Source organism: Mesorhizobium sp. CA10, from assembly GCF_020165285.1.
In the GTDB taxonomy this organism is placed as follows: Bacteria; Pseudomonadota; Alphaproteobacteria; order Rhizobiales; family Rhizobiaceae; genus Mesorhizobium.
Genome location: NZ_JAIUHV010000001.1, coordinates 690,071 through 715,115, shown reverse-complemented (window position 1 = coordinate 715,115; position 25,045 = coordinate 690,071). Strand labels below are relative to the sequence as shown.

At 60.3% G+C, this 25,045-nt stretch carries 20 protein-coding genes; 12 read left to right on the top strand and 8 right to left on the bottom strand.

Features of this window, described 5'->3' with window-relative positions; all coding sequences use genetic code 11:
- Window positions 1-29: 29 nt before the first annotated feature.
- The gene (locus LB535_RS03315) at window positions 30-377 is read left to right on the top strand and encodes an Hpt domain-containing protein (RefSeq protein WP_224631143.1); all 348 of its coding nucleotides are present in this window, start codon (window positions 30-32) and stop codon (window positions 375-377) included.
- Entirely contained in the window at window positions 313-1,932 is a 1,620-nt protein-coding gene (locus LB535_RS03310) for a response regulator (RefSeq protein ID WP_224631142.1), read from the top strand. Before LB535_RS03315 ends, LB535_RS03310 begins: the two co-directional genes overlap by 65 nt.
- Before the next feature lie 978 nt (window positions 1,933-2,910).
- Here LB535_RS03310 and LB535_RS03305 read toward each other — a convergent pair.
- The 5 genes from LB535_RS03305 to LB535_RS03285 form a co-directional block, all read right to left on the bottom strand.
- Window positions 2,911-3,978, bottom strand: a complete 1,068-nt coding sequence (locus LB535_RS03305; protein WP_224631192.1) for a cyclic nucleotide-gated potassium channel — start codon at window positions 3,976-3,978, stop codon at window positions 2,911-2,913.
- Between the two features lie 65 nt (window positions 3,979-4,043).
- A complete protein-coding gene (locus tag LB535_RS03300) occupies window positions 4,044-5,108 on the bottom strand; it encodes an adenylate/guanylate cyclase domain-containing protein (RefSeq protein WP_224545054.1) in 1,065 nt (354 codons plus the stop codon).
- Window positions 5,109-5,111: 3 nt separating this feature from the next.
- On the bottom strand, window positions 5,112-5,606 hold the full coding sequence (locus LB535_RS03295) for a Rab family GTPase (protein ID WP_224603339.1): 495 nt from the start codon (window positions 5,604-5,606) through the stop codon (window positions 5,112-5,114).
- 13 nt (window positions 5,607-5,619) lie between these two features.
- Window positions 5,620-8,667, bottom strand: coding sequence for an OmpA family protein (locus LB535_RS03290; protein ID WP_224631141.1), 3,048 nt, complete (start codon window positions 8,665-8,667; stop codon window positions 5,620-5,622).
- Window positions 8,668-8,674: 7 nt separating this feature from the next.
- Window positions 8,675-9,250 carry a hypothetical protein gene (locus tag LB535_RS03285; protein ID WP_224631140.1) on the bottom strand — a complete coding sequence of 192 codons (576 nt, stop codon included), beginning with the start codon at window positions 9,248-9,250 and terminating at the stop codon, window positions 8,675-8,677.
- A 135-nt stretch (window positions 9,251-9,385) separates the two neighbouring features.
- Between LB535_RS03285 and LB535_RS03280 the strand changes: the two genes are divergently transcribed.
- The 4 genes from LB535_RS03280 (at window position 9,386) to LB535_RS03265 (ending at window position 13,479) form a co-directional block, all read left to right on the top strand.
- Window positions 9,386-9,712 carry a hypothetical protein gene (locus tag LB535_RS03280; protein ID WP_224523648.1) on the top strand — a complete coding sequence of 109 codons (327 nt, stop codon included), beginning with the start codon at window positions 9,386-9,388 and terminating at the stop codon, window positions 9,710-9,712.
- Window positions 9,713-9,873: 161 nt separating this feature from the next.
- A complete protein-coding gene (locus LB535_RS03275) occupies window positions 9,874-11,088 on the top strand; it encodes a glycosyltransferase family protein (protein ID WP_224631139.1) in 1,215 nt (404 codons plus the stop codon).
- A 1-nt stretch (window position 11,089) separates the two neighbouring features.
- The gene (locus LB535_RS03270) at window positions 11,090-12,334 is read left to right on the top strand and encodes a glycosyltransferase (protein WP_224523651.1); all 1,245 of its coding nucleotides are present in this window, start codon (window positions 11,090-11,092) and stop codon (window positions 12,332-12,334) included.
- A complete protein-coding gene (locus tag LB535_RS03265; protein ID WP_224631138.1) occupies window positions 12,331-13,479 on the top strand; it encodes a glycosyltransferase family protein in 1,149 nt (382 codons plus the stop codon). Before LB535_RS03270 ends, LB535_RS03265 begins: the two co-directional genes overlap by 4 nt.
- Window positions 13,480-13,626: 147 nt before the next feature.
- On the opposite strand, the gene LB535_RS03260 is transcribed toward LB535_RS03265, so the two are convergent.
- The gene (locus tag LB535_RS03260) at window positions 13,627-14,301 is read right to left on the bottom strand and encodes a class I SAM-dependent methyltransferase (protein ID WP_411962587.1); all 675 of its coding nucleotides are present in this window, start codon (window positions 14,299-14,301) and stop codon (window positions 13,627-13,629) included.
- 159 nt (window positions 14,302-14,460) lie between these two features.
- On the opposite strand from LB535_RS03260, the gene LB535_RS03255 reads away from it, so the two are divergent.
- The 3 genes from LB535_RS03255 (at window position 14,461) to LB535_RS03245 (ending at window position 18,800) form a co-directional block, all read left to right on the top strand.
- The gene (locus LB535_RS03255; protein WP_224627437.1) at window positions 14,461-17,175 is read left to right on the top strand and encodes an ABC transporter transmembrane domain-containing protein; all 2,715 of its coding nucleotides are present in this window, start codon (window positions 14,461-14,463) and stop codon (window positions 17,173-17,175) included.
- A 187-nt stretch (window positions 17,176-17,362) separates the two neighbouring features.
- Window positions 17,363-17,812 carry a cyclic nucleotide-binding domain-containing protein gene (locus LB535_RS03250; RefSeq protein WP_095765767.1) on the top strand — a complete coding sequence of 150 codons (450 nt, stop codon included), beginning with the start codon at window positions 17,363-17,365 and terminating at the stop codon, window positions 17,810-17,812.
- Window positions 17,813-17,945: 133 nt separating this feature from the next.
- The gene (locus tag LB535_RS03245) at window positions 17,946-18,800 is read left to right on the top strand and encodes an MBL fold metallo-hydrolase (RefSeq protein WP_224631137.1); all 855 of its coding nucleotides are present in this window, start codon (window positions 17,946-17,948) and stop codon (window positions 18,798-18,800) included.
- 1 nt (window position 18,801) lies between these two features.
- Here the strand turns inward: LB535_RS03245 and LB535_RS03240 are convergent, their stop codons facing one another.
- Window positions 18,802-19,566: a polysaccharide deacetylase family protein gene (locus LB535_RS03240; RefSeq protein WP_224631136.1), complete on the bottom strand. Its 765-nt coding sequence runs from the start codon at window positions 19,564-19,566 to the stop codon at window positions 18,802-18,804.
- On the bottom strand, window positions 19,563-20,651 hold the full coding sequence (locus LB535_RS03235) for a glycosyltransferase family 4 protein (RefSeq protein WP_224631135.1): 1,089 nt from the start codon (window positions 20,649-20,651) through the stop codon (window positions 19,563-19,565). The genes LB535_RS03240 and LB535_RS03235 overlap by 4 nt, the downstream gene beginning before the upstream one ends.
- A gap of 93 nt (window positions 20,652-20,744) precedes the next feature.
- Here LB535_RS03235 and LB535_RS03230 point away from each other — a divergent pair, with 93 nt between their 5' ends.
- From LB535_RS03230 to LB535_RS03220, 3 genes are all read left to right on the top strand, one after another.
- Window positions 20,745-21,905 carry a DUF3095 domain-containing protein gene (locus LB535_RS03230; protein ID WP_224631134.1) on the top strand — a complete coding sequence of 387 codons (1,161 nt, stop codon included), beginning with the start codon at window positions 20,745-20,747 and terminating at the stop codon, window positions 21,903-21,905.
- A 114-nt stretch (window positions 21,906-22,019) separates the two neighbouring features.
- Window positions 22,020-23,363 (top strand): nucleotide sugar dehydrogenase, encoded by a 1,344-nt coding sequence (locus LB535_RS03225; RefSeq protein ID WP_095765762.1) that lies wholly within the window; start codon window positions 22,020-22,022, stop codon window positions 23,361-23,363.
- A gap of 266 nt (window positions 23,364-23,629) precedes the next feature.
- On the top strand, window positions 23,630-24,970 hold the full coding sequence (locus tag LB535_RS03220; RefSeq protein ID WP_095765761.1) for an adenylate/guanylate cyclase domain-containing protein: 1,341 nt from the start codon (window positions 23,630-23,632) through the stop codon (window positions 24,968-24,970).
- Window positions 24,971-25,045 lie beyond the last annotated feature (75 nt).

Below are 25,045 nucleotides of genomic sequence, written 5' to 3'. Positions count from 1 at the left end.
CCTGAAGAAGCATACCATCGGGGGATGTTGTGGCGATCGACAGAGGGGCACTGGACAAGCTGCGTGAGCTTGTCGGTGGCGAAAACGCCGACCTTCTAGAGCTTGTGGAGTCCTTTCTGGAGGAAGGGCCATCCATCATGCAGGACATGTGGTCGTCGGGCCGCGCTTCCGACCTAGCCGCCGTCCGCAGGGCGGCCCACTCCCTGAAGTCCAACGCGCGGGATATGGGAGCGGCCGAGCTCAGCCAAATCTGCGCCCGGGTGGAAGCGCGGTGCGCGAGCGGCGAGCCGGCGGATCTTGCGGAAATCGGTGATGCGCAGCGTGCCTTCGATGCCGCCACCACAGAGCTTCGAGCAATCTTCAATCTGGGGAAATAGTGTGAGCAACCCTGGCCGGATTCTCATTGTCGACGACTCTCGGACCATAAGGATCAAGCTCAAGAAATCGGTCGAGGCTCTTGGACATCAAGCCGAAGCGGTGGAGGGCGGACGAGCGGCTCTTGATCTGCTCGCCACCGAAAATTTCGATCTTGTTCTTCTCGACATCATGATGCCTGCGATGGACGGTTTCGAGGTGTTGACGAATCTCAAGGCGTCGTCCCGGACGCGGGATGTGCCGGTAATCGTGATTTCCGGCCTCGACGATGAGATGAGCAGCGTCGTGAAGGCGATTGAACTGGGCGCCGAGGATTTCTTGCCCAAGGATTTTGAACTCGCGCTTCTCAAGGCGCGGATTTCCACCTGCATCGAGAAGAAGAGACTGCGCGACATCGAGAAGGAATATCTGCGCCAGGTGGTCAAGCTGACGAAAGCTGCCGCGACCTTGGAAAACGGCAAGTTCAACCCTTCGAAGCTGGGCATCCGCGATGTGGCAGCCCGAACCGATGGTCTTGGCAAGCTCGCCAGCGTGTTCGCTACGATGGCCCAAAAGGTTTACGAGCGCGAACGCAAAATGCGGCAAAATATCCGCACATTCCGCGGAGCCTTGCTGCTGTTGGCCTGCGGAGGACTGTGGGGCCTTGTCGTCCCGCTGTCGAAAATGGCTTCGCTCGTTGAAACTCACCCGGTTGGACTAGCGATCCTTATTGACCTCATCGGAGCTGCGTTCTGCCTCGGGACTAGTCTCAAGCGCGGGACCATGCCGAGGCTGTCTGCTCTCACGCGCTCGGATTGGCGGTTCGTTATCATGCTCGCGTTCATCAGCTCGGTGGTCAACCAGGTGCTGGTCTATTGGCTGGCAAGCAGGCTTCCCGCCTTTATCGTCTCCATCGTCATCGTACTTGAAGGATTCGCCGTATTCCTGTTCGCTGCTTTGATGCGGACCGAAGCGCCCAGCATGAAACGGTTCTTGGGGCTTGGACTGGGTCTCGTCGGCATCGTCATCATCCTTTTCTTTGGCGAGCCAGGGGAAATGAACACGAACTGGTTATGGCTTGCCATCGCGCTCGTGATCCCGGTCACTTATGCGACCGAGGATATCTATCTTTCGGAGTTCAAGCCCGCTGCCGTCGACAGCGTCGCTATGTTCGGCATGGTCCTGGTCGCTTCCCTCCTGATGCTGATTCCGCTCGCGGCCTTTTATGGGGATTTCATACCGGTTGGTTTGTTGGTCGGAAGGCTTGGCATCATTGTCATTCTGATGGCAGTTGCCGGCAATCTGGCCATGCTGCTCTTCATCGCGCTGATCTCCAGTACAGGTGCCGTGTTCGCAAGCCAGAACGCCTACGCCGTAACCGCCGCCGGCATAGGGTGGAGCATGTTGCTGCTGGGCGAAGCGATACCGGCGCTCACCTGGGTTTCGTTAGCGCTGATCGTGGTCGGCCTGCTGATGGTCGAACCGAAGCAGGAGGCTGAAGAAGAACCGCCACCGCTTGACGATGAACTGGAGGAATTCGTCCCTAGGCTCGGCCTCGTGCCGTTACCGACGGAATGAACAGACTTGGAGTATTCGGGCGCGTCGGACTTGTCCTGCTAAGAGTGCCAGATTGCCTCCGCGATATCTTGGCTGACCAGCTGGAAAATTTCTGGCGGAGAGAGCGTCTTTCGATCTTGGGCCTATAACGTTGAAAATACGTAGCTTTTTTATCTGCTTTGTTACGCAGCTTGTTACACAGCTGGGGCGACAGGTCACGATTTCCATAAGCTCGCTGCTCTGAGTTCGTCCACCCATTTTTGCGCGGCATTCGAGAGTCACGCCGCAAGAAATGTCAGTTTTGCGCCTCTTTGGGCCCAGGCAAGTCAGCCATCTGAGTACTCAGGGGAGAGCCCTTCTTGTCTGCTCCGCTGAACGGCCTTTGGAGCTTTGGTAGCGGGAAGCGTTGGCTTTGATGATGGCGTGCGCCCCGTGTCGCCCAAAAAAGTAATATCGAATGGCTTGACGACACAAAAGCCCTTCATCATCGCCTGGTCGCTGTGGCGACGACGACATCAGGCCGCGGCATCCATCTGTCACTACAAACGGCGCGGATATCCGCAACTGTAGTGTTAATGCCCAAGATCGAGGATCTGGCCGGCTGCATTGCTACCTCAATTGTTCGGGTGGACGGGGTCATGTCGCTGTCGTACGCCCTCCACGGCCGAGTACCGCCTCGCTATACTGAAAAGACCACCCGCGTCGCGGTGTCCTGAAGACATCCCGTTGCGCCAGAAACTTGATACATCGCCATCGGTCGAAACTCGCCTTTTTTGGGTAATCGGCAAGGCAATACCCATAGCCACCAGGGGCGAACTCATTTGAGCCCTCCAGCTCTGATCCAGGGCGGCAATTTTTAACAGGGAGACAACGCAGCCGACCAGCTTCTTCCCGACACGCACCGAGGTCTACGCTCATGGCGAAAAAACCGGCGCCCTTACCCAGGTCGAAATTCGGGGCCGGAATGGACATGTCCCGCAGTTGCACCTCGTAGTACCGTCAAGGCATCGGCGCCGCGCCGCGCCGCTCGAGCGCGGTCTTGCGGATGATTTCCGCGATCTCCGGGCTGCTGCCGCATAGCATCTGGAAATCCGACGAGTGCAGCGATAGCAGTGAGACCGCCGTTGCGGCGCTGACGGTCGCCATACGCGGTTCGCCGCTGATCAGCGCCATCTCGCCGAAGAAGGCGCCAGGGCCAAGCTCCACCGGATTCGGCGTTGCGACGCTGACGCGCCCCTCCACGACGAAGAACATCTGGTCACCGCTCTCGCCATTGCGGCAGATCACGGCGCCCGCCGGCACGGTGCGAGGTCTTAACGCGCGCACGATCTCGACCAGCACGGCCGGTCCGAGCTTCTGAAACAACGGCACGGCGGCGACCAATTGCCAATTACGGACAAAGTCCCCGCGACGGACTTCTTGATAGAAGCCGGTGGCAAGAATGCCTGCCCAGAGGGCGAAGATGCCGATGCCACTCATCATGACAGCCCCAGCAAGGACACGGCCAGCGAAGCTTTGCGGAATAGCGTCGCCATAGCCGGTGGTGGACAGCGTGACCACCGCCCACCACATTGCCTGGGGGACGCTGCCGAACTTTTCCGGTTGGATATCGCGCTCGATGACATAGCCCGCGAGAGCGACACCGAACAGAACGACGCCGAAGAGCGTGGTGACGCCGATCAGGTTGCGCGCTTCGTTGGCCAGCACCCTGCCCAGCACCGGGAAGAAAGTCGAGTCGCGCAGCGGTTTCAGGAGCCAGACAGCACAGTAGAGGCTCCGGTCGGGCGTGCCAACGAGCAGAAATGCGGCGAGTGGAACCAAGACCGCGAGCACATCGATGGCGATTGTCGGCGTCCTGTCCCTAACGTCTCCCGCCTGGCGCTTGAGCAGCGTCGCGGCCATTTGCAGGAGATAGGCGCCCCAAATGACAGCGAGCACCACAGCCAGAGCCAGCCTGCTTCGTCCGGACATGTCCGGTATCGTGAGCCCAGCCACCGCCAGAAGCCCTGGCGCAGCCAGCACCGCGTTGAGCGGCGCGTAAATTCTTACAAAAGGCAGTACCGACATTTCTATGCCCGCGAGTGGCTGCTGCCCTCCAAAATAGGATGCCTTCGAGGCAAGCGTAAAGGTGCCTAGAGCCGCCACATTCGCACGCGACCTGTGCCACGCAATTCCGTTTCCCCGAGCGGCTCGCAAGCAAATTCCGGCCCAAGCAATTGATGAGTCGCATCCGAAATACGGATTTCATCGGGCTCTGCGGCTTTTTGAATGCGCGCGGCGAGATTGACGGTGTCGCCCCACAGGTCATAGACGAACCGCCTTTTGCCGATGACGCCCGCGACGATTGGCCCTGAGTGAATTCCAATTCTAAGGCTTAGCGGTTCTCCTGCGAAGCGCTCGCACCTGGCCGCCTCCCGCAGCTCGAGCGCATAATGTGCAAGGGCATGCGCGTGATCTGGTCGCGCGACGGGCAGGCCAGCGACCGCCATGACGCAATCGCCGATGGTCTTGATCTTTTCGCAGCCATGCTGTTCCGAGAGCAGATCCGCAGCCCTGAAGAAGTAATTCAAGATAGCGAGCGTCGTCGTGGCTCCGACGCTCCGCGCTCTTTCCGTAAACCCGACGATGTCGGCAAAGAGCACACTGACCTCCGCGTGGTTGTCTGCAATTTGCTCGTCCGCCTTCAGCCGCTCCGCAATCGAGGCCGGAAGAATGTTAAGGAGCAGGGATTCGGCGCGCCGGTACTCGCGCGACAAACCCTCCTGGCTCTCCCTCAATGCCTCATTCGTCGATTGCAGCTTCGCATTGAGTTGACGCTCCCTCTCCTGCAGAAGCGTCATTTCGTATGCCTTCTGCTGAAGCCGCTGCTGGTGGTCGCGTTCGGGCGTGGCGTCGAGAAAGACCAGCCACACCGAGTCGCCATCGCCAAAGAAGTGAAGGTCCGCGACATGCCCGCCGGGCAGTTCCATCATGGGCATATGGAATGGAAGCTCGGGGCAAGGCAGCAGCCCTTCCATGAATTCAAGCTGCTGGGCAACGGGCTCGCCGAGGCGAAGCGACGAGAGCCCGTAAAAGTCGAGATTGCCGCCCTTGGCTTCTATGCATTGCCGGGTATCGATCATCAGATAAGCTGCGAAGCGCTCATTCGAGAAGAAGTCGTATATCCAGCTTCTGACTTCTTTCGGCAAACTGGACATGGTCTAGTTGGCGACCATCGAAGCAAGCTGACGAAACGCATCGTCGACATGTTCGCCCGAAAGCGCGCTCGTCAGATAGATCTGCCATCCACGTTGCTTGAGTTCGTCGATCTCGCCCTCCGGTATCGCCCACCGATCAGTCAGGTCGGACTTGTTGAACAGCAATATGAACGGCATGGCGCCGAATTCGGCCTCGCACCGTTCGCGCAGCGTGAGCGCCACCGCAAGAGTGGCTGGCCGGGTTCCATCAGCGACCAGCACGAGCCCGGTCGCGCCTCGCACATAGCTGACGCGGAACGAGCCGATATCGTCTTCGCCGGCCAGATCCCACAAGATCAGGTCCACTGTCTTGTCCGGAAACGCGACGCTCTTCTTGTCGATCTTGACGCCGACCGTGGTCAGGTAGTTTTCCGAGAAGATGCTTTGGACGAACCTGCGCACCAAGCTGGTCTTGCCGACGGCGAACCCGCCCAACATGCAGATCTTTTTTTGCAGCATCCTGGGCTCCGCGCTACTCTAGGTTCACCGTAATCGAAACCCGGCGATTGGTGGAGTTCCCAGTTCGGCTATTTTCATTTTCGGGCACCGCCGGCTCGAAGGTGCCGGCGCCCCGAACCTGCAGGAGTTCCGGAGCGACGCCGCGCTTGTTGAGAAGCGCGCGAACTGTCTCGGCGCGGGCGGCGCTGATCGACGCGTTGGCCGTCTCGCGACCCGTTATGTCCGAATGGCCGGTCAACATGAACCGCGCCGTCACGCCTGCCTTGTGGGCATTTTCTGCGAATTCCTTCAGCTGATCAGCCAGTCTGTCGAGCACCGGCGTCTGCTCCGGTCCCGGGACAACTCTACCGGAAGAGAAGAAAATATCGGTCGTCTGGATGGCCTCTCTCAACTGATTAAGCTCTGCAAGGTTTAGCTCGCTCAGCTGCGAGACATCCAGAACCACTCCGTCCGCCGAAAGTTGGTCGGCGGCGGCCCGCGCTCGGCTGATCCAGCCGGCAGGTGCCTCGCCCACAACGACGATGCGACCCTGGACGATCGAAAGCCGAACCGATTTCGGCGGGGACAGCGACGCCGTCAGCCGCTTCACCACGAACTTCGGATCAAGACTCTGATAGAATTGCCACTGTGAATGAACGCGAGCGGGATCGACCTGTGTTCCGGACAGCAGAGCTTTTGGGTCGACGGCAAGAGGATCTCTCAGACCGGAAATGTAGAAATCTCCGCCCCTCGCCGATTGCTGAGCGACGATGATTCCCGGTTCGGCCTCAAGTCGCGACACATAATACTGCCAATGCTCCGCCGCGCGTGCATCGGGGCTCACATCACGAACCTTGGAGATGTCGAACTCCGGCCCGCCTTCTGAAAGCTGTCTTGCCGCTGCGCGCGCCCGATCTATCCAGGTGTCGGGAGCCTCACCCTCGGCAACGATGCGACCTTTGACGATTGAAAGTCGCACTTTATCCATCGGATACAGCGACGCCGTTAGCCGCTTCAAGACGAACTGCGGCTCAAGGCTCTGATAGAATTGCCAGCTGGCATGAACGCGCGCGGGATCGACCTGCGTCCCGGACAGCAGCGACTGCGGGTCGACGGCTAGCGGGTCTCTCAGGCCGGCAATATAGAATTGGCCATCGCGCACATTCTGTTGGGCGACGACGATGCCGGGCTGCGCCTCCAGACGCGACACATAGGCCTGCCAGCGCTCCTCGGGGCTCACATCACGGACCCCGGAAATGTCGAAGACCGGGCCGCCGGCTGAAAGCTGCTGGGCGGCCGCGCGCGCCCGGTTGATCCACGCGGTGGTGGCTACACCCGCGGCAACGATGCGATCATTGACGACTGAAAGCCGCACCGAATCCGGCGGAGCAAGCGAGGCCGTCAGCCGTTTAAGCACGAACTGCGGCTCAAGGCTCTGGTAGAATTGCCAGCTTGCGTGAACACGCGCGGGATCGACCTGCGTTCCCGCCAACAGCAACCTTGGGTCGGCGGCAAGCGGGTCTCTCAGACCTGTAATGTAGAATTGGCCGTCGCGCACGTTGTGATCGGCGACGATGATGCCAGGCTGGGTCTCCAGTTGCGACACGTAGGCCTGCCAGCGCTCCTCGGCGCTCACATCGCTGACCCCGGAAATGTCGAAGACCGGGCCGCCTGCCGAAAGCTGCTGGGCAGCGGCCCGCGCCCGGTCGATCCACGTGGTGGTCGCCTCGCCCTCGGCGACGATGCGACCATCGACGACCGAGAATCGTACCGAATCCGGCGGCGCCAGCGACGCCGACAGCCGCTTCAGCACGAATTCCGGCTCGAGGCTCTGATAGAAGTGCCAGTTTGAATGAACGCGGGCGGGATCGACCTCCGTTCCCGGCAGCAGCGACTGTGGGTCCGCGGCGAGCGGGTCTCTCAGGCCGGCGACATAGAACTCGCCGCCACGGATTTTTTGGTCCGAAACGACGATGCCCGGTTGGGCTGCCAGCCGCGACAGGTAGGTCTGCCAGCGGTGTGCGGATTGCCAGGACAGAAAGAACCAGCCGCCCCCCACGATCAATGCCAGCAGGACCGCCGTCACCACCAGCCACGGAAATCCCTCTTTCGTATCCATGTGCTGCAGCTCGACGCAGGTCTGCAACTGCGTCTCCACGCCGGGCAACTGGGAACTATCGCCGTCGAACCGCTCCAGGGCTCGCGAGGATTCTTGATGGATGCGAAGCAGTACGTCGCGGATGACTTCATGCAGTTCCTCCGGAGGATTTCCCCGGATCACCGCAACCAGGGTCGCAAACTGTCCGACTTCCGACCAGAGGCGAAGTTCCCCAAACCGGATGGTGTCGAGGCCGCTGTTTTCCTTCTCTTTGAAAGAGTCCTTCACAAAATCCTGGATGGCGCTCAGCATCGAGGAAATCAGTTGAGGGTCTTCGCTGGTTGCGTCTTGGGATGTTACATGCGCAATCAGGAGCCCAGAAGCGCGACTGATGAGAAAGACATGTTCCACGCGATAGATAAGAGAATGCTTGAGAACAACTGCCGAGAAGCTTGTCCCCGTTCGCCAGGCTTCAAACCTCCACTTCAACCCATGCCAAGTGAATATATGCCTCAGAGACTCATTCAACGACTGGAAGGTCTGGTCGATCTTTTCGCCGATCGACTTGCGAATGGCCGGCAGAAAAACCGGATACAATATATCGGTCAGCGTGTTCGGGTTCTTTTGGATGGACCGCTGCGCAGCTCTCTCGACGGCCGGGGCAAGGGCCTCGCCGAGTTGCGCATGGGACGCGCGCGCCGTTGCTTCGGGCAGAACGTTTCCCACCGCGGCGGCAAGCTGCTCGGGTTCGTCGAGCAGGTGCGTAACGCGTGACAGCTCCGAGATCTCGCCGCCGACGAGCAGTTGGCGGAGCCTTTCAAGCCGATGATCGGCGGCCGGAACGCCTTCGTAAAGGGCACGGTTGTCCGGATCGACGTTCCGGGCAATTTCCACTAAAAGGCGGGCCAAAGCCTCGCGATCAATACCGGTATCGTTCGAAGCTTGTCTTTGAGATAGGCTGATTGGTTCGACGCTCGACGTCAAGTTCCGATCAACTCACTTTCCAGCCACGCTCCGAATTGCCCTTGCTGCCGACGGGATCCTGGTTGAGACATTTCGCGACCTCGACGAACAGGCCGGCCAGAAGATTCCGGTCAGTCTTGACGTTGCTGAGATCGGAAAAGATCTTCTCCATCAGCATTTGAGCGCTTTCGTTCTTCTGCTTGATTTCCTCGCGCAGCAAATGGTCGCTTCTGCTCATGCGATCCGCGAATTCACGCTCGAGCTCGCTCAATTGGTCCGACAAGGCGCGCACCTGCTTTTCGAGCGCCTGGTTTTGATCGCGAAGATTGCGGTCGATCTCCTTGTCGGCCTCGGCGCGCGCATCCTTTTCGTTGCGCAACTGCGTCGCCAGCGAGTCGACCTGCTTCTTGGCATTCGACTCGTAGGTTTCAAGATTGCGCTTGGTTTCGGACTCGACATCCTTGAAGCGTTGCAGGAACCGCTCTTCAAGCTTGGAGAAACGGCGGTCGTAGTCCTGCATCTGATTGCCGAACAAAAGATCGCGTATCTTGTCGACACCTGGAGCATCACCGCCGGCCCCGCCCTCGCGAGCCTGGGAGGCCATGAAGTTCAGCCCGTTTCCCTCTGCATTACCTATCAGATTTGCGTCCGCTTTACTTGCCGAAGAAGCGGCACTCGAAGATTCCTTCGCCATTTCTGTGCCCCAATTACCCACTGCAACATTAGGAGATGGTAAACTATGTCAGACAAATACCAAGCCCGCAAGACGGAATCCGTTGGTTTGACCCAGCCGAACGCCACGTCACCGACGTGGCAATGGAAGTTGGAGCGATTCCATCTTAAAAGCGGCCGCGACTTATCAGCGATCAAACCGGCAGGCGCGGGGTCGTCGAAGCAGTGTGACGGTCCGCAATCTCTGCGCTCACGGGCGTTCAACCGCAAGGCGATCAACCGCGTAACGACGGCGGCAGCGCTCAGGGCCGGCAGCCAAAGATGGAAAATCGGGGATGATCAATACCAGCGAATGGTGCAGGTTCTTCATGATCCGTGGCAAGCGGGCAACTGAGCGGGTGCGGCTCCCGCTTCAGCATATGGACCCCTTGAGGAATACAAATTGAAAATTTTGCCCTCATGTTTCACAACAGGTCGGTGGGCTCGCGAGGGTGGTTTCGAATCCAGCGGGTCGTCCCCGGTTCTCAACGCGAGAATTCTGAAAGACGTTCAATAATGACGCAGCACGTACAAGACGCTCGAATTCTCATGTATAGCCACGACACGTTCGGGCTCGGCCACTTGCAGCGCTGCCGGACGATCGCGCATTCGCTGGTCGAGGATTTCCGCGGACTTCAGGTGCTGATCATTTCAGGCGCGCCTATCGCCGGCGCCTTCGACTATCGCGCCCGTGTCGACTTCGTGAAGATCCCCAGCGTCATCAAGTTGCGCAACGGCGAATACACCTCGCTGGAAAAGGATATCGATCTGCATGAGACGCTCAGGATGCGGCAGTCGATCATCCGCCACACAGCCGAGACCTTCCGGCCGGAAATCTTCATCGTCGACAAGGAACCGCTCGGCCTGCGCGGTGAGATCGAGGACACGCTGTCCTACCTCAAGACGCGAGGTACCACGCTCGTGCTTGGCCTGCGCGAGGTGATGGATGCGCCGCATCTGCTCGAAGCAGAGTGGGCACGCAGGGATGTGATGCGCAAGATAGGCCTGTTCTACGACAAGGTCTGGGCCTATGGCCCGCCGGATTTCTACGATCCGTTGACCGGCTTGGATGTGCCGCCGGCTGTCAGGGCAAAGATGCGGTTCGTCGGCTTCCTGCAACGGAGCCTGCAGCGGAACGAGTTGCCCGGCCACCGGCCCGAGGGCGAGTATATCCTCGTTACCACGGGGGGCGGCGGTGACGGCGCGGAACTGATCCACGACGTCATCGATGCCTATCAGCAGGACCCGCAATTGCAGCATAGGGCGCTGATCGTGCTTGGGCCTTACATGCCGGCGCGCAAGCGCAACAAGCTGCTCAAGAAGGGGTCCAAGATCCCCTGCGTCAAGATGATCGAGTTCGACAACCGCATGGAAGACCTGATTGCCGGCGCCAAGGCGGTAGTGGCAATGGGTGGTTACAACACCTATTGCGAGATACTGTCTTTCGACAAGCCGGCGCTGATCGTGCCGCGCGTCGAGCCCCGCCAGGAACAACTGATCCGAGCTCGGCGCGCAGCCGAACTCGGCCTCATCGAGATGCTTTTGCCGGACGAAGCCAAGGATTCCCAGCGGTTTGCCGATGCACTGGTGGCGCTACCGGACCGGCCCCGCCCATCCCAGAGCAATCCGCATCTGAGGCTGGAAGGGCTGCCTCATATTTCCGAAATCGTTGCAGAACTGCTCGATCGGCGGGCCAGCCCTCACCTTTCGGTCATCGAGGGATTGAGCTGAGTTGCAACGTCGCAAGATCGTCGTGGTTCTGAAGGGCTATCCGCGGCTGTCGGAAACCTTCATCGCGCAGGAACTGCTCGGTCTGGAGCGCGCGGGATTCGACCTGATACTCGTCGCGCTCAGGCGGCCGACCGACGCAAAACGCCACCCCGTGCATGACGAGATCAAAGCGCCCGTCCATTATCTGCCGGAATATCTGCATCACGAGCCGCTGCGCGTGGTTCGCTCGCTGTTTGCCTATCTGCTGCGGCCGGGGTTCTGGCGCGCGCTCGGATCGCTGGCTGCCGATATCCCCCGCGACTTTACGCGCAATCGCGTGCGCCGCTTCGGGCAAGCGCTCGTGCTGGCGGCCGAATGGCCGCAAGACGCGGGATGGCTGCATGCACATTTCGCGCACACGCCGGCCTCGGTGACGCGCTATGCCAGCCTGCTTCGTAGTCTGCCCTGGAGCTGCTCAGCCCATGCCAAGGACATCTGGACTTCGGCGGACTGGGATCTGGCCGGCAAGCTTTCCTCGGCGCGCTGGACGGTCACTTGCACGAAAACCGGCTTCGACCGTCTGAACGAACTCGCCAATGGCAACTCGTCCGTGCATCTGAGCTACCATGGGCTCGACCTTGATCGCTTCGGCAGTTTCGGCGAGGCGCGAAAACAGCGTGACGGCTCGGCGCCGGACGAACCGGTCATCATTCTGAGCGTCGGGCGCGCCGTTGCAAAGAAAGGTTACGATACCTTGCTGGAGGCCCTTGCCCTCTTGCCTGGCGATTTGGCGTGGCGTTTCGAGCATATCGGCGGCGGCGAGGAACTGGAACGGCTCAAGGCGCTGGCGCAAAAGCTCGGACTGGATGGACGCGTCTCCTGGAAGGGCGCGCTTGCGCAAGAGGAGGTGCTTGAGCACTACCGGTTCGCCGACATCTTCGCCCTGGCCTGCAGGATCACCGCAAATGGCGACCGGGACGGTCTGCCGAATGTCCTGGTGGAGGCGGCCAGCCAGCGGCTTGCCTGCGTGTCGACCGATATTTCCGGCGTGCCGGAGCTTTTATCGCCGGATGAAACCGGGCTGCTGGTTCCGACGGAAAACCCAATTGCCCTGGCAGAGGCGCTGGAGCGCCTGATCCGTGATCCCGTGCTGCGCGCCCGCCTCGGCGACGCCGCGGAGCAGTGCGTGCGCTGCAATTTCGACCATATGGCTAGCATTGGACAGCTCAAGGAACTGTTCGAGCGGGAGTGGCGGGCCGCCGAATGAAGCGACTGCGCGCTTTCTTCTATGTCCAGCACCTCCTCGGTATCGGCCATCTCGCGCGCGCCAGCCGCATTGCGGCGGCGCTGGTCGATGACGGGTTTGACGTAACCGTGGTGACTGGCGGAGCGTCGATCGCGGGGTTTCCAGGACTGGGTGTAAAATCTGTGTCCCTGCCACCCGTCACCTCCGGTGATGAAGGATTTTCCGGACTTGTCGACCTGCAGGGCAAACCCATCGACGATGATTTCAAGAAACGGCGTTCAGGAATGCTGCTGCAGGCATTCCTGGATTGCAGGCCTGATATCGTCATTGTCGAGGCGTTTCCATTTGGACGCCGGCAGATGCGTTTCGAACTCTTGCCGCTGATCGAGGCCATCGACGCGACGTCGCCCAGGCCGCTGCTGGTGACGTCCGTCCGTGATATCCTTCAGGAGCGCGTCAAGCCGGGCCGAAATGAGGAAACGGTCGATCTCATCAACAGGCATTTCGACCTTGTCATGGTCCACGGCGATCCGGCTTTCGCAACCATCGACAAGACATTTCCGCTGGCTGGGGCAATCAGGGCCGAGGTCACCTACACAGGGCTCGTTGCCGCGCCGCCATCGCCCGCGGCCACCGAGCGCTTCGACATTCTGGTGTCGGTTGGCGGCGGGGCTGCCGGAAGGGGCCTTGTCGGTTCCACCATCGCAGCGGCGCGGAATGCCAACAATGGCTGGAAATGGTGTTTGATCACCGGCCCCAACCTGCCGAAAGACGAGTTTGACGCGATCGCACGCGATGCCCCGCCGGGCCTGTCCATCTTCCGCTTCCGCGAGGATTTTGCCAGCTTGCTGACCGGCGCCCGCCTGTCGGTCTCGCAGGCGGGTTACAACACGGTCTGCGATGTCCTGCGCGCGGGTTGTCGCTCCCTGCTCGTGCCGTTTGCAGCCGGCGGGGAAACCGAACAAACAGTTCGCGCCCTGATGCTCGAAGAACTCGGGCTTGCAACGGTGCTGATGGAAAAGGACCTGACGCCTGAAGGTTTGGCGCAGGCGATCGAACAGGCGCTTGTGGCACCGAGGCCGTCCGCGCATCGTCTCGATCTGGAAGGGGCGCGTCACTCGGCGCAAATCCTGTGCGAGCGGCATCGAACACGGTCCCTAAAGTGAGGCCCGGTCTCGGAATAGGACATGATCAAGCAGATGGCGGCGCCTAAAGCGCGTCGCGCTGAACCGGATTCAGGCGCCGCGCTTTAAGTCTTTGTTTTGATGCATGTCGTTGTCCTAAAACCGCTACGCGATTTTGGGCGAAATGCATCAAACAGTTCCAATTAGCATGAAGCGCGAATAATTTTTTGTCGGTAGTTCGCCAGAGAATCGTATCTCCCGCAGCGCCGCCATTGCTTCGAGAGCTGCAAGTGAAGCCACGCAGTTGATGTGCGTCGGCTCGCTGAAATAGTCATTTGATTGCAGCAGTACATTCGTGCCCCGCGGAAGCAGGGCAAGCCAGGCACGCAGATCGGCTATGTGCTCGCAGCTCGTATTGACTATCAGATCGGACGGCCCGGCCGCATAGTCGAGTGCGTACATATCTGCTGTTAGCGCCCGGAACCGGCCGCCGGCTTCCCGGTTGAGGGTCCGGGCAACTGGCGCGACTTCGGGATCGATGTCGATGCTATCGACTGCCGCAATATCGAAGCGGGGGTCGTTGAAAAGCATTGCCGGCAATATGCCGTACCATCCGCCCAGAACCCATATGCGCCCGAAGCGCCCGCCGCAGCTTTCGAAAAGCCTGTCGAGCGCCCACATCTTGCAGGCCACCTGCTTGTGGTTGAAGGCGTTGGCGATGTCGGCCTTCGGATGTTTGGCGATGACGCGCGCCAGCCCTGCCACGAGAGGGTGGTTGACATAGGCAGCAATTCCCCGCGTGAGGTCCAAGGCCTGCTCGTGCCCGTTCATGCCGGCATTGCGCGGTTGCGTGACATCCATCATATTCGCCTTGTACGTTGGGATTTCGGGCGACACAACGCAATCTTGCCCCGCCAAGCCGCCTCGCAGGCTTCGAACATGTCGCCGGTGATGATTGCCGATGCGCCGTCCACCAGCTGATGCTTTTACTTTGTTCTTTAAACTGAAGGTCCACAGTCGCATATGGAACCCAGCCTGGCTCGCTATATCTGGACCCACACCAAGAAGCAGCAGCTCTGGATATTGGTTATCGTCTTGCTTTCGATGATCCCGTATTTCATGTCCTTTGACCTGCCGAAGTTGATTGTCAACGGCCCGATCCAAGGTCGCGGCTTCGAGCAGCCGGGCGCGACCCAGCCATTCATGAGGCTACACTATAACCTGCCGTTCATCGGAGAGGTCCAGTTCTTTCCTGGCTTTCAGCTCGACCGCACGACGACGCTGCTTGCCCTGAGCCTTGTGTTCCTCCTGCTGGTCATCATCAACGGCCTGTTCAAATTCTACATCAACACCTACAAGGGCCGCCTCGGTGAACGGATGCTGCGCCGTATCCGCTTCGAACTGGTCGATCGTGTGCTGCGGTTTCCGCCGCGTTATTTCAAGCGCGTGAAATCCGCCGAGGTGGCAACCATGGTGAAGGACGAGGTGGAGCCGCTGGGCGGTTTCATCGGCGATGCTTTCCTGCAGCCGGTGCTGCTCGGCGGCCAGGCGGTGACGGCCATGCTGTTCATCGTGGTCCAGAACTTCTGGCTCGGAATGATCGCCGCCGTGATCGTCTTGATCCAGATCGTGCTGATCCCGCGAATGCGGCGGCGGCTGATCGTGCTCGGGCGCAAACGGCAGTTGACGGCGCGCGCGCTATCGGGCCGCGTCGGCGAAATCGTCGACGGCATCGGCGCGGTTCACGTCCATGATACGTCAAACTACGAGCGCGCCGACATAGCTGCCCGGCTCGGGCTCATCTTCAAGATCCGCTTCGATCTTTACCAATGGAAATTCATGGTGAAGTTCCTCAACAATTTTCTCGCGCAGATCACGCCCTTTCTGTTCTACATGGTCGGCGGGTATCTGGTCATTCGGGGGCGGCTGGACGTCGGTCAGCTCGTGGCCGTGATCGGCGCCTACAAGGACCTGCCCGGACCGATGAAGGAACTGATCGACTGGGATCAGGACCGGCAGGATGTCCAGGTCAAATACCAGCAGGTCGTCGAACAATTCACCGTCGAGGGTCTCATTGCGCCGCGAATCGGGGCACTGACGATCGACGATCCCGGTCCGATGACCAACCCCCTGTCGGCGATCGGTCTGTCCATGGCAGACGATGGCGGTGCAATGCTCCTCGACCGTATCTCTCTCCAGGTCAAGCCGGGGGAGACGGTGGCGCTGGTCAGCACCTCAACAGGTGGAGCGGAGGCGCTTGCAGAGGCCTTCGCGCGGCTGAACTGGCCGGAAAGCGGAAGGGTCGCTTCGGGTGCCGACGACCTGCTTGAACTCCCCGAAGCAGTGACCGGTCGGCGCATGTCCTATGCCTCGTCGGATGTTTTCCTGTTCCAGGCAAGCCTCCGCGACAATCTGCTCTACGGGTTGAAGCATGCGCCGCTGACGTCGGTGACTTATGACGGTGCCGCGGCGGACCAGCACCGCTGGAACATCCACGAGGCGCGCCGATCAGGCAACCCGGACCTTGATATCCACAGCGACTGGATCGACTATGCTTCCGTCGGCGCTACCGGCCCGCACGACCTCTTTGAAGCCGTGCGCCAGGTGCTCGACGCGGTTCTTCTGTCGCGCGACATTTTGGATTTAGGCTTGCGTTCTTCGGCCGACCTCACGCGTCACACGGAACTTGCCGGGCGGATCGTCGAATTGCGTGCGGCGCTGCGAACCCGGCTGGAACACGAAGGACTGAGCGGACTGGTGGTTCCTTTCGAACCGGGCGCCTACAATAAGGAAGCAACAATCGGCCAGAACCTGCTCTTCGGCGCTGCCGCCGGCCCGGAGCTGGCCGACAGGGCCCTGGCGGCCAATCCTTATTTCGCGTCGGTGCTGATGCAAGCCGGCCTCGATCGCATGCTCTACGAAATGGGCATGGATATCGCCAAACAAGCGATCGAGCTGTTTGCCGACCTACCGCCCGATCACCAGTTCTTCCAGCAGCTCGCCTTCATGAGCGCCGAGGAGATACCAGCCTACGAAACCTTGCTGCAACGGCTCAAGAACCGTCCCTACGAGACGGTCTCGGAGAGCGACCGCGCCATGATCGTCACCCTGAGCTTTGCCTATATCGAGCCCCGGCATCGCTTCGGCCTGCTCAGCGACGAATTGATGAACAAGATCGTCGCCGCACGCAACCAGTTCTATGAAGACCTGCCGCCCGAGCTGCAAAACGCCGTCGAACGCTACGATCCTGCCAAATACATTGCTGCGGCTACTGTCATGGACAATGTCCTGTTCGGGCGTCTGGGCAGCAACCATCCCGATGCGCCGGACCGCATACGCTCCATTGTCTATGATATTCTTGATGAACTGGGGCTTTATGCCGAACTGCTGGATGTCGGCTTGGACTTCAACGTCGGCGCCGGCGGCAGGCGGTTGACCAGTGGACAGCGACAGAAGCTCGATGTTGCCCGGGCCCTGCTCAAGCGTCCCGATTTTCTCATTTTCAACCGGCCGCTGTCGGCGCTCGACCAGCGCGTACAAGAAAAGGTGCTGCAAAACGTGCTCGAGGAAGCCAGACGCGACGGCCGTTCGCCGGCAATTGTGTGGGTCGTGACGAATCCGGCAATGGCGATGATGTTCGATCGCGTTGTCGTCTTCGACTCGGGTCGTTTGGTGGAAGACGGACCACACGAGACGCTTTTGGCGGGGAGCGGTATTTTCAAGGAACTGCTGTCATAGAGCCCGGACATTCAGATGGGATCGTTCCGCCGATGGGAACTTGCTGCAAGCTCAAGAGATTAAGGTTTCCAACTGATCAGGCCGCCACGTTCGCGCGGTTCGTCCCGCTATCCGCAAGCAGAATTGATTCCATCTGGATGTCGGTTGTTCTAGTCTGGCAGACGTGAATTTTGGGAGGTTTGCGACAATGCTGCTCAAGGATGAGGTCGGAATGCTGCAACGCGTTCCCTTGTTCTCTGGCATCGAGCCGGCAAAGCTCAAGCTGCTTGCGTTCACATCTGATCGCGTAAGCTACAGCGCCGGCCAGATCCTTTTCCGGCAGGGCGACGAGGGAGACGCCGCCTATGTCATCCTTTCAGGCAAGGCCGATATTCTGGTCGATTCCGAGAGCGGACCGATAAAAGTTGCCGAACTGCTGCCAAATTCGATCGTTGGCGAGATCGCCATATTGTGCAACAGCTCCCGCACGGCCACCGTCAGAGCCGCAAGTCCGGTGGAAGCCTTGAGAATTCGCAAGGATCATTTCCTGAGGCTTATGAAGGAGTTCCCGGAAATGACCGTCGAGATGGTTCGGGTTCTCGCCGATCGCCTAAGCCATACGACCGCGGATCTGATCGACGCACGAAGCGCCAAATAACGAATGATTTGCGCCGATCCTTGCCGTCGTGATGGCACTGACCTCTCATGGACAAGGTCATCAGGAGGAAAACCTGTCTCGCCTAGCAGCAGTTGTTTGGCTACGATGGCCTAGGGGACTATGAAGGGCTTGCATGGACGACGACGTTTTCCTGGTCAGGTTTTGGGGCGTCCGCGGCAGCATTTCGGTATCGGGGCCAGACTTCTCCCGCTATGGCGGCAACACGATCTGCATTGAGATGCGATGCGGCAAGCATACGCTTCTGTTCGACGCCGGCTCCGGCTTGCGGCCTGCCGGCTGGGCGCTTCGGGCGTCGGGCGTGACCGATTTCGACCTGTTTTTCACCCACTGCCATTATGACCACATCATCGGGCTGCCGGCATTTAAGCCGATCTATGACCGCAGCGTCAAAGTCAGGCTTTGGTCCGGGCATCTTGCAGGACGCATGACGACCCGACAGATGGTCGATGAGTTCATGCGGCCGCCTTGGTTTCCGGTGAGACTGGACGTCTGCAAGGCAAGCCTCGACTATTGCGATTTCGTGTCAGGAGACGTGCTTCGGCCGCGTGAAGGGGTGGTGATCCGAACCGGCAGTCTCACCCATCCCGGTGGCTGTATAGGCTATCGGGTCGAATGGGGTGGCCGCGTCGTGGCGTTGATCACAGACACCGAACATGAGTCGGGTAAACTCGATCAGGCGGTGCTCGGCCTAATCGAAGATGCCGACCTCGTCATTTACGATTGCGCCTACACCGAGGAGGAAATGGAACGCTACCGCGGGAACGGGCACTCGACATGGCAACAGGGGGTCAAGCTCTGCGAGGCGGCCCGTGCGCGGGAGCTTGCGCTGGTTCACCACGATCCGGCGCGCACCGACGAGGAACTGGACGAGATCGAGAAACTGGCCAAGAACAGGTTTGCCGGCTCTTTTGCCGCGCGGGATGGTCAGACGCTCGAATTTCCAGTCTTATCGCACAAAGCGGGCTGAGCTATTTTCCTCTGCTGGCGCTGCGCCCGATCAATGTCCTGATCGGATGCCATGCACAGGCTGCATTGCGTGCGGTGACGGCGAACAGCCGTTCGAGGAAAAGCCAGGCCGATTCATCATGCACGAGATGATGGGTGAGCAGGCCGACCGGTTCGCCGCCGTCGAATGCATGCCGCAATTGCGCGGCGACGGCCTGAACCAATAGGCCATGATCGCGGCAGCCGCGCGTGCCATGCCAATCCATGATGTCGACATTGCTGTTGATGACCGCCAGCGAAGCCGGCTTCGGCGGCCCAAAGACCGACAGTGCCAAAAATCCTATCGACCCAAGGTCGGATACCAAGCCGGCGCCGATCCTGTTCCAGGGTGGCACCAGCATCGGAACGGCACGTGCGCCGTGCAAGCCGGTTATGCGAGAGAGCCCGCGAGCCAGATCATCGAGCACCGCCTCGGGTGGCCGATGCGGCCCGAGTTCCTGCTTTTTCTGGTCCTCGGGCGCATGATTTCGGTGCGCCCAGCCATGGATGGCGACCGTGGCATGCGGCGCCTCGTCAAGCCGGACGACAAGCTTCTCATCAGTCAGGGCTGGAATGACGGCCAGAGCGACCGGAACCCCGAATTCACTGGTGAGGTCGAGCAGCCGATCAAGCGCAAGCGTCGGATCCACGGCGTCATCGTCGCGCAGCCAGAATTCTGCCTTGCGGTCCGCCCGTTGCCAGCGCGCCAGTTCTTCCACCAAGGGTTGCCAGATCGGATCGGATGTCATGAGACCGGGATCTTCGCAAGAAGTTCGGCCAGACGCGCCGCCGCCGTATCGAGCGAGCGCTCCTCGAGGATGAAACGTCTGGCTTCTGCGGCCATGATGGTTCTTTCGTCGTTACGGGCCAGAAGCCTTTCAATGGCAGAAGCGAACGCCGTCACATCGCCCGGCGGGGTGAGGAACCCGGCCTGGCCATCCCGCACGACCTCCGGCACGCCGGCGATGTCCTGAGCCACCACCGGAAGGCCGGCGGCCTGTGCTTCAAGATAGGCAACGCCATAGGCCTCGCCGAAACCCGGCCAGACGTAAATTCCCCCACTGTAGAGGACATCCGGCACGGCGGCCGGCTCAATCGCGCCGAGCCATTCGATACGGTCGGCGGGCAAGCCGGCGAATTGCGCTTTGACCTGTTCGCGGGCAGGCCCGTCCCCGACGACCGACATGGTCCAGCGCAGGTGACCGATCGAACCGAGCGCTTGCGCCAGCATGCGATAGCTTTCGAGTTTGTCGCCCCGGCGCATCATGGCGACGGTAACGAGGCGCGTCGGACAACCCCGTGCCGGCATTTCACGGAATGCCGATGTGTCGATGAAGGGCGAAAGCGTGCCGAACGTGGCGCCGGGTACCGCATCCGCCAGTCCCTCGCGGTCCCTTTGCGTGAAGCAGATGTTCAGCGCCGCCCGTTCGACGGCTCGCGCCACCAAAGCCTGCGCATCTGCCCACAAACCGGCGTTACGCCGCCTCGAATAGGAGGCTTCCGCTGTCGCATAGGGGACAGCAAAGGCCGCCGCCAGCTCGGGCCCGATCAGGTCGGGCGCCTTGTAGTAGGGATGATAAGTGAGCCAGAGATCGGGCTTGCCGTCACGATCCCAAAGCCTTGTCAGCCGCGCGGCTTCCTCTCGGGCCTCGATCTTGAGCGCATCGAAACTTTTCGGCTCCGGTTCGCGTAGATAGATGCGCAATTCGGATGCCAGTTCGACGCTATGCCCCACGTGCTCCAGCGCCTTGATCAGCGTCCGTGCCATCTGGCGGTCGCCGGAGGCAACGGGATCATTGGGAGACTTCAGCGGTGCGTAGAAGGCAATTCGCATCGCCGGACCCTATCATCGGAAAGCCGGCGCAAGTCAATTTCGAAGCATGATCGACTTCACCCTTCAAGCAGTGGAATATGCTATCTGACGCCCATGGAAACAGCTGCCGCATCCGACCCGTTTGTCGCTTCTCTGCCGGTCTTCGCAAAGTTCGAAAGCGTTGCCGATATCGACAACTATCGGCCTCTCCCCGATGACTGGGCGCTGGCTACCGCCGACATCGTCGGCTCCACCAAGGCAATCAAGGCTGGGCGCTATAAAACCGTCAATATGGCCGGCGCCAGCGTCATTTCGGCGCTGCTCAATGCGCTGGGCCGGCAAGATTTTCCCTTTGTCTTTGGCGGCGACGGCGCGCTCGTGGCATTTCCCGGCTCGGCGCTGGAGATCGCCCGCAACGCGCTTGCCGCTGTCCAGAGATGGGTGGCGGACGAACTGGACCTGGCCCTGCGTGCCGCGATCGTGCCGATAAGGGATATAAGAGCGCAAGGACTCGACGTTCGCGTGGCGAGGTTCCAGGCCTCCGAAGCGGTCTTCTATGCAATGTTCGCCGGCGGTGGCGGCAGTTGGGCGGAAGCCGAGATGAAAGCGGGGCGCTACCGCATCGATCCCGCGCCGGCCGGCGCGCGGCCGGATCTGACCGGCCTCTCCTGCCGCTGGAACCCGATCGAAGCACGGCATGGCGAAATCGTCTCGATCATAGCCATACCGGGTCCGTCGCGCGACTTGCGCGGTTTTCAGTCTCTGGTTTCCGACATCATTGCCCTTGCCGGCAGGCAGGAACGCGATGGCCATCCAGTGCCGGTGAACGGGCCGGCCTACAGTTTTTCGCCCGCCGGCTTCGATCTCGAGGCGAGGGCCGTGGCGCCGGCAGGACGGCGGTGGTTGTCGAAGCTGTGGATATTGTTCCTGCTGACGCTAGCGGCCGTTGCCGATCGATTCGGGTGGACGATCGGTCGTTTCGATCCGAAGGTCTACAAACGCGACGTGGCCAGCAATTCGGATTTCCGGAAGTTCGACGACGGCTTGAAGATGACCATCGACGTTGACTCGGACGTCTTGCAACGGATCGAGAACCGGCTGAAACAGGCGGAAGAGGAGGGCATCTGCACCTATGGCCTGCACCGCCAGAAATCGGCCTTGATGACATGCCTCGTCGCTTCGCCGCTGCAGCGCGACCACCTTCATTTCATCGATGGCGCGGCCGGCGGCTATGCGAGGGCTGCCGCAAGCCTGAAGGCGAAGGTGCCGGTTTGATGACGGCTTGCGGAAACCGATCTTCCGCAATATGCCTCGGCCATGGTCCTTGAGACCAAGTGAGCCTCGCCACGGGAACGGACAGCCTGTCCGAATTGACGGGAAAGCAGATTTTTGGACGCCTCACGATCGATATATGACCATCTTCTAAACCGGATTTCGACGCGCGCTGCACAAGTCGGCGTGATCGGACTGGGCTATGTCGGATTGCCGCTGGCGGTTGCGGTCGCACGCGCCGGCTTCCCGATTTCGGGCTTCGACATCGAAGCCCACAAGGTCGAGAGCCTGAACAACGGCCAATCCTACATCGAGGCGGTGGCGTCGACAGCCCTTGCCGGCCAGGTGGCGAGCGGACGGTTCCGCGCCACTGCGGATTTTGCGGAACTGGCCGTCTGCGAGGTCATCATCATCTGCGTTCCGACACCGCTGACGAAAAACCGTGAGCCGGATCTCTCCTTTGTCAGGAACACGGCAGGCACCATTGCGAAGCATCTGCGTCCCGGCCAGCTGGTCGTGCTGGAATCGACCACCTATCCCGGCACCACCGATGACGTGATCAAGCCCATACTGGAAGAAACCGGCTTGCGGTCGAAGATAGACTTCTTCCTCGGCTTCTCGCCCGAACGCGAGGATCCCGGCAACCGCAGCTTCGAAGTCGCGACGATCCCTAAGGTCGTGGCAGGCGACGGCATTGAAGCGGCGACGCTCGTGCAGGCTTTCTACCAGGGCGTGGTCAAGACCGTCGTTCCGGTTTCCACCACGGCGACCGCCGAGGCGGTCAAGCTGACGGAAAACATCTTCCGCTCGGTCAACATAGCACTCGTCAACGAGTTGAAGGTCGTGCTCGGTGCGATGGACATCGACATCTGGGAGGTGATCGAGGCGGCAAAGAGCAAGCCCTTCGGCTACATGCCGTTCTATCCTGGCCCCGGACTTGGCGGGCACTGCGTTCCGATCGATCCCTTCTACCTGACGTGGAAGGCGCGCGAATACGAACTGCCGACCCGCTTCATCGAGCTGGCGGCAGAGATCAACACGGCCATGCCGCGTCATGTGGTCGATGAACTGGCGAAGGCGCTGGACCGGCGCTGTGGTAAGGCGCTCAGCCGCTCGCGCATTCTCATCGTCGGGCTCGCCTATAAGAAGAATGTGCCCGATATCCGCGAAAGCCCCTCATTGCGGCTCATTGAACTCATCGAGGAATGGGGCGGCAAGGCGGAGTTCCACGATCCGCATGTTACCGAGATACCGACCACGCGGGAGCATATGGCGATCAAGGGGCGCCGCTCGGTCGAATTGACCGAGGCGGCTCTGAAGGATTTCGATGCTGTCGTCGTTGCAACCGACCACGACGCGATCGACTATCAGACGATCGCCGATCACGCCCCTCTAATCGTCGACACACGCAATGTTTTTGGCCGCCTCGGGCTAGACCGAGAGACAGTGCTAAAGGCCTGACGGCATCTGAGCCGGCGAATTTCTTGTGCGGTGTCAGGATCGTGGTTGCACTCCGTCGGCTGACTCGCCACATAACGCCACCGAATACAGATGCATTTATGCCTTCCCCTTGGCCGCAAGGATAGTCATCCGGGATATTCTTCGCCGCTTTTGCCGCCGAGGCCGGCCTTGTTGACTTCGGGTGTCTTATCGTTGGGTCGTTGACGGACTGTGTTATGGCAGATCAGAGGATAATGGTTCCGTCTTCCGACGGGTTTCGAGATAGCATGAGCACATCGTACGCAGAAATTTCCACCATTCTCATGGATAAGGTTGCCGATTGGCTGAACGAATCGGCGCTGGCGGGCAACGACCTGGAAACATTGGTAAATGGCTTTTGCGAACGGCTGGCTGCTGCCGGCCTGCCGCTGAAGCGGGTGCATTTGAGCTTCTCGATGCTTCACCCGCTCTATGACGCGCTTGGCTTCACCTGGGTTCGCGGTCAGGGCATGGAAGTGGAAGGCTTCCGCAAGGAGGCCGGTGTGCCGTCTGAGAGATTCCTGACCAGCCCATACTACCATCTGCTCAGCAATAAGCTCGACCATCTGCGACGCCGGCTCGACCCGTCGGTGGTGTCGGAGTTTCCTGTTTTCGATGACCTCCGGCTTATGGGCATCACCGATTACATGGCTTTCGTCCATCCCTTCAGCGGCAACGCCAGTCAGGGCATGATGGGATCTTGGTCGACCGACAGCGCCGCGGGCTTCAGCGACAGCATGATTTCGGCGCTGCTGCGCATCCAGAGCCATCTCGCTATCGCCACCAAGATGGCGGTGCTCACCAAGCTCGCCGACAACATGATGACCACCTATCTCGGCGGCGACGCTGGCAGGCGCGTTCTTGACGGCCAGATCAAGCGCGGCGAGGGCGACACAATCCGGGCCGCACTGGTAATGGGAGATATGCGCGGGTCGTCGAGGCTCGCCGAAACCTCCGGCCGCGAAGTCTATATCGATACGCTGAACCAGTTTTTCGACGCCGTTGCCGCACCTTTCAATCGCAACGGCGGGCAGATCATGAGTTTCATCGGTGATGGCTTCATTGCCGTCTACCCTTGCGAAAGGCACCGTTCGCAGTCCGAGATCGCCTGCCAGGCTGCGCTTGCGGCCGCGCACAAGGCCAGCGCGCGCATGATGGATCTCAACCTGCGCCGAAAGGAGCAGGGGTTGTCAGACATCAAATTCGGTATCGGCCTGCATGTCGGCAATGTGATGTTTGGCAATGTCGGGCTTAAAGACCGGCTCACATTCTCTGTCTTCGGCTCGGCTGTGAACGAGGTCCAGCGCCTGCAGACCCTGACCAAGAAATATCCGCACAGCGTTCTGGCCAGCAAAGACTTCGCCGGCTATTGCGGCGCCAACAGCTGGCTGACGCTCGGCCACGAGGAACTGGCTGGCATCAAGCAGAAGCTGATGGTGCTTTCACCCGATCTGTCGGGAGCCCTCGTACCCGATGAAGACGGTGCGCCGGAGCCGATTCACGACCGAAGATCGGACGCCGAGCAGGTCATGCTGCTTCATCGCGATGCCGCGCGGATGGCGGCGGGCGACCCGAGTAAGCTCCAGTAAACCGCCGCGATCTGGCCCGATCGCCTTTGGTAGCCAGTTTGGTCGTCGGTTCCGCCACTGGCGACCGCTTCGAAT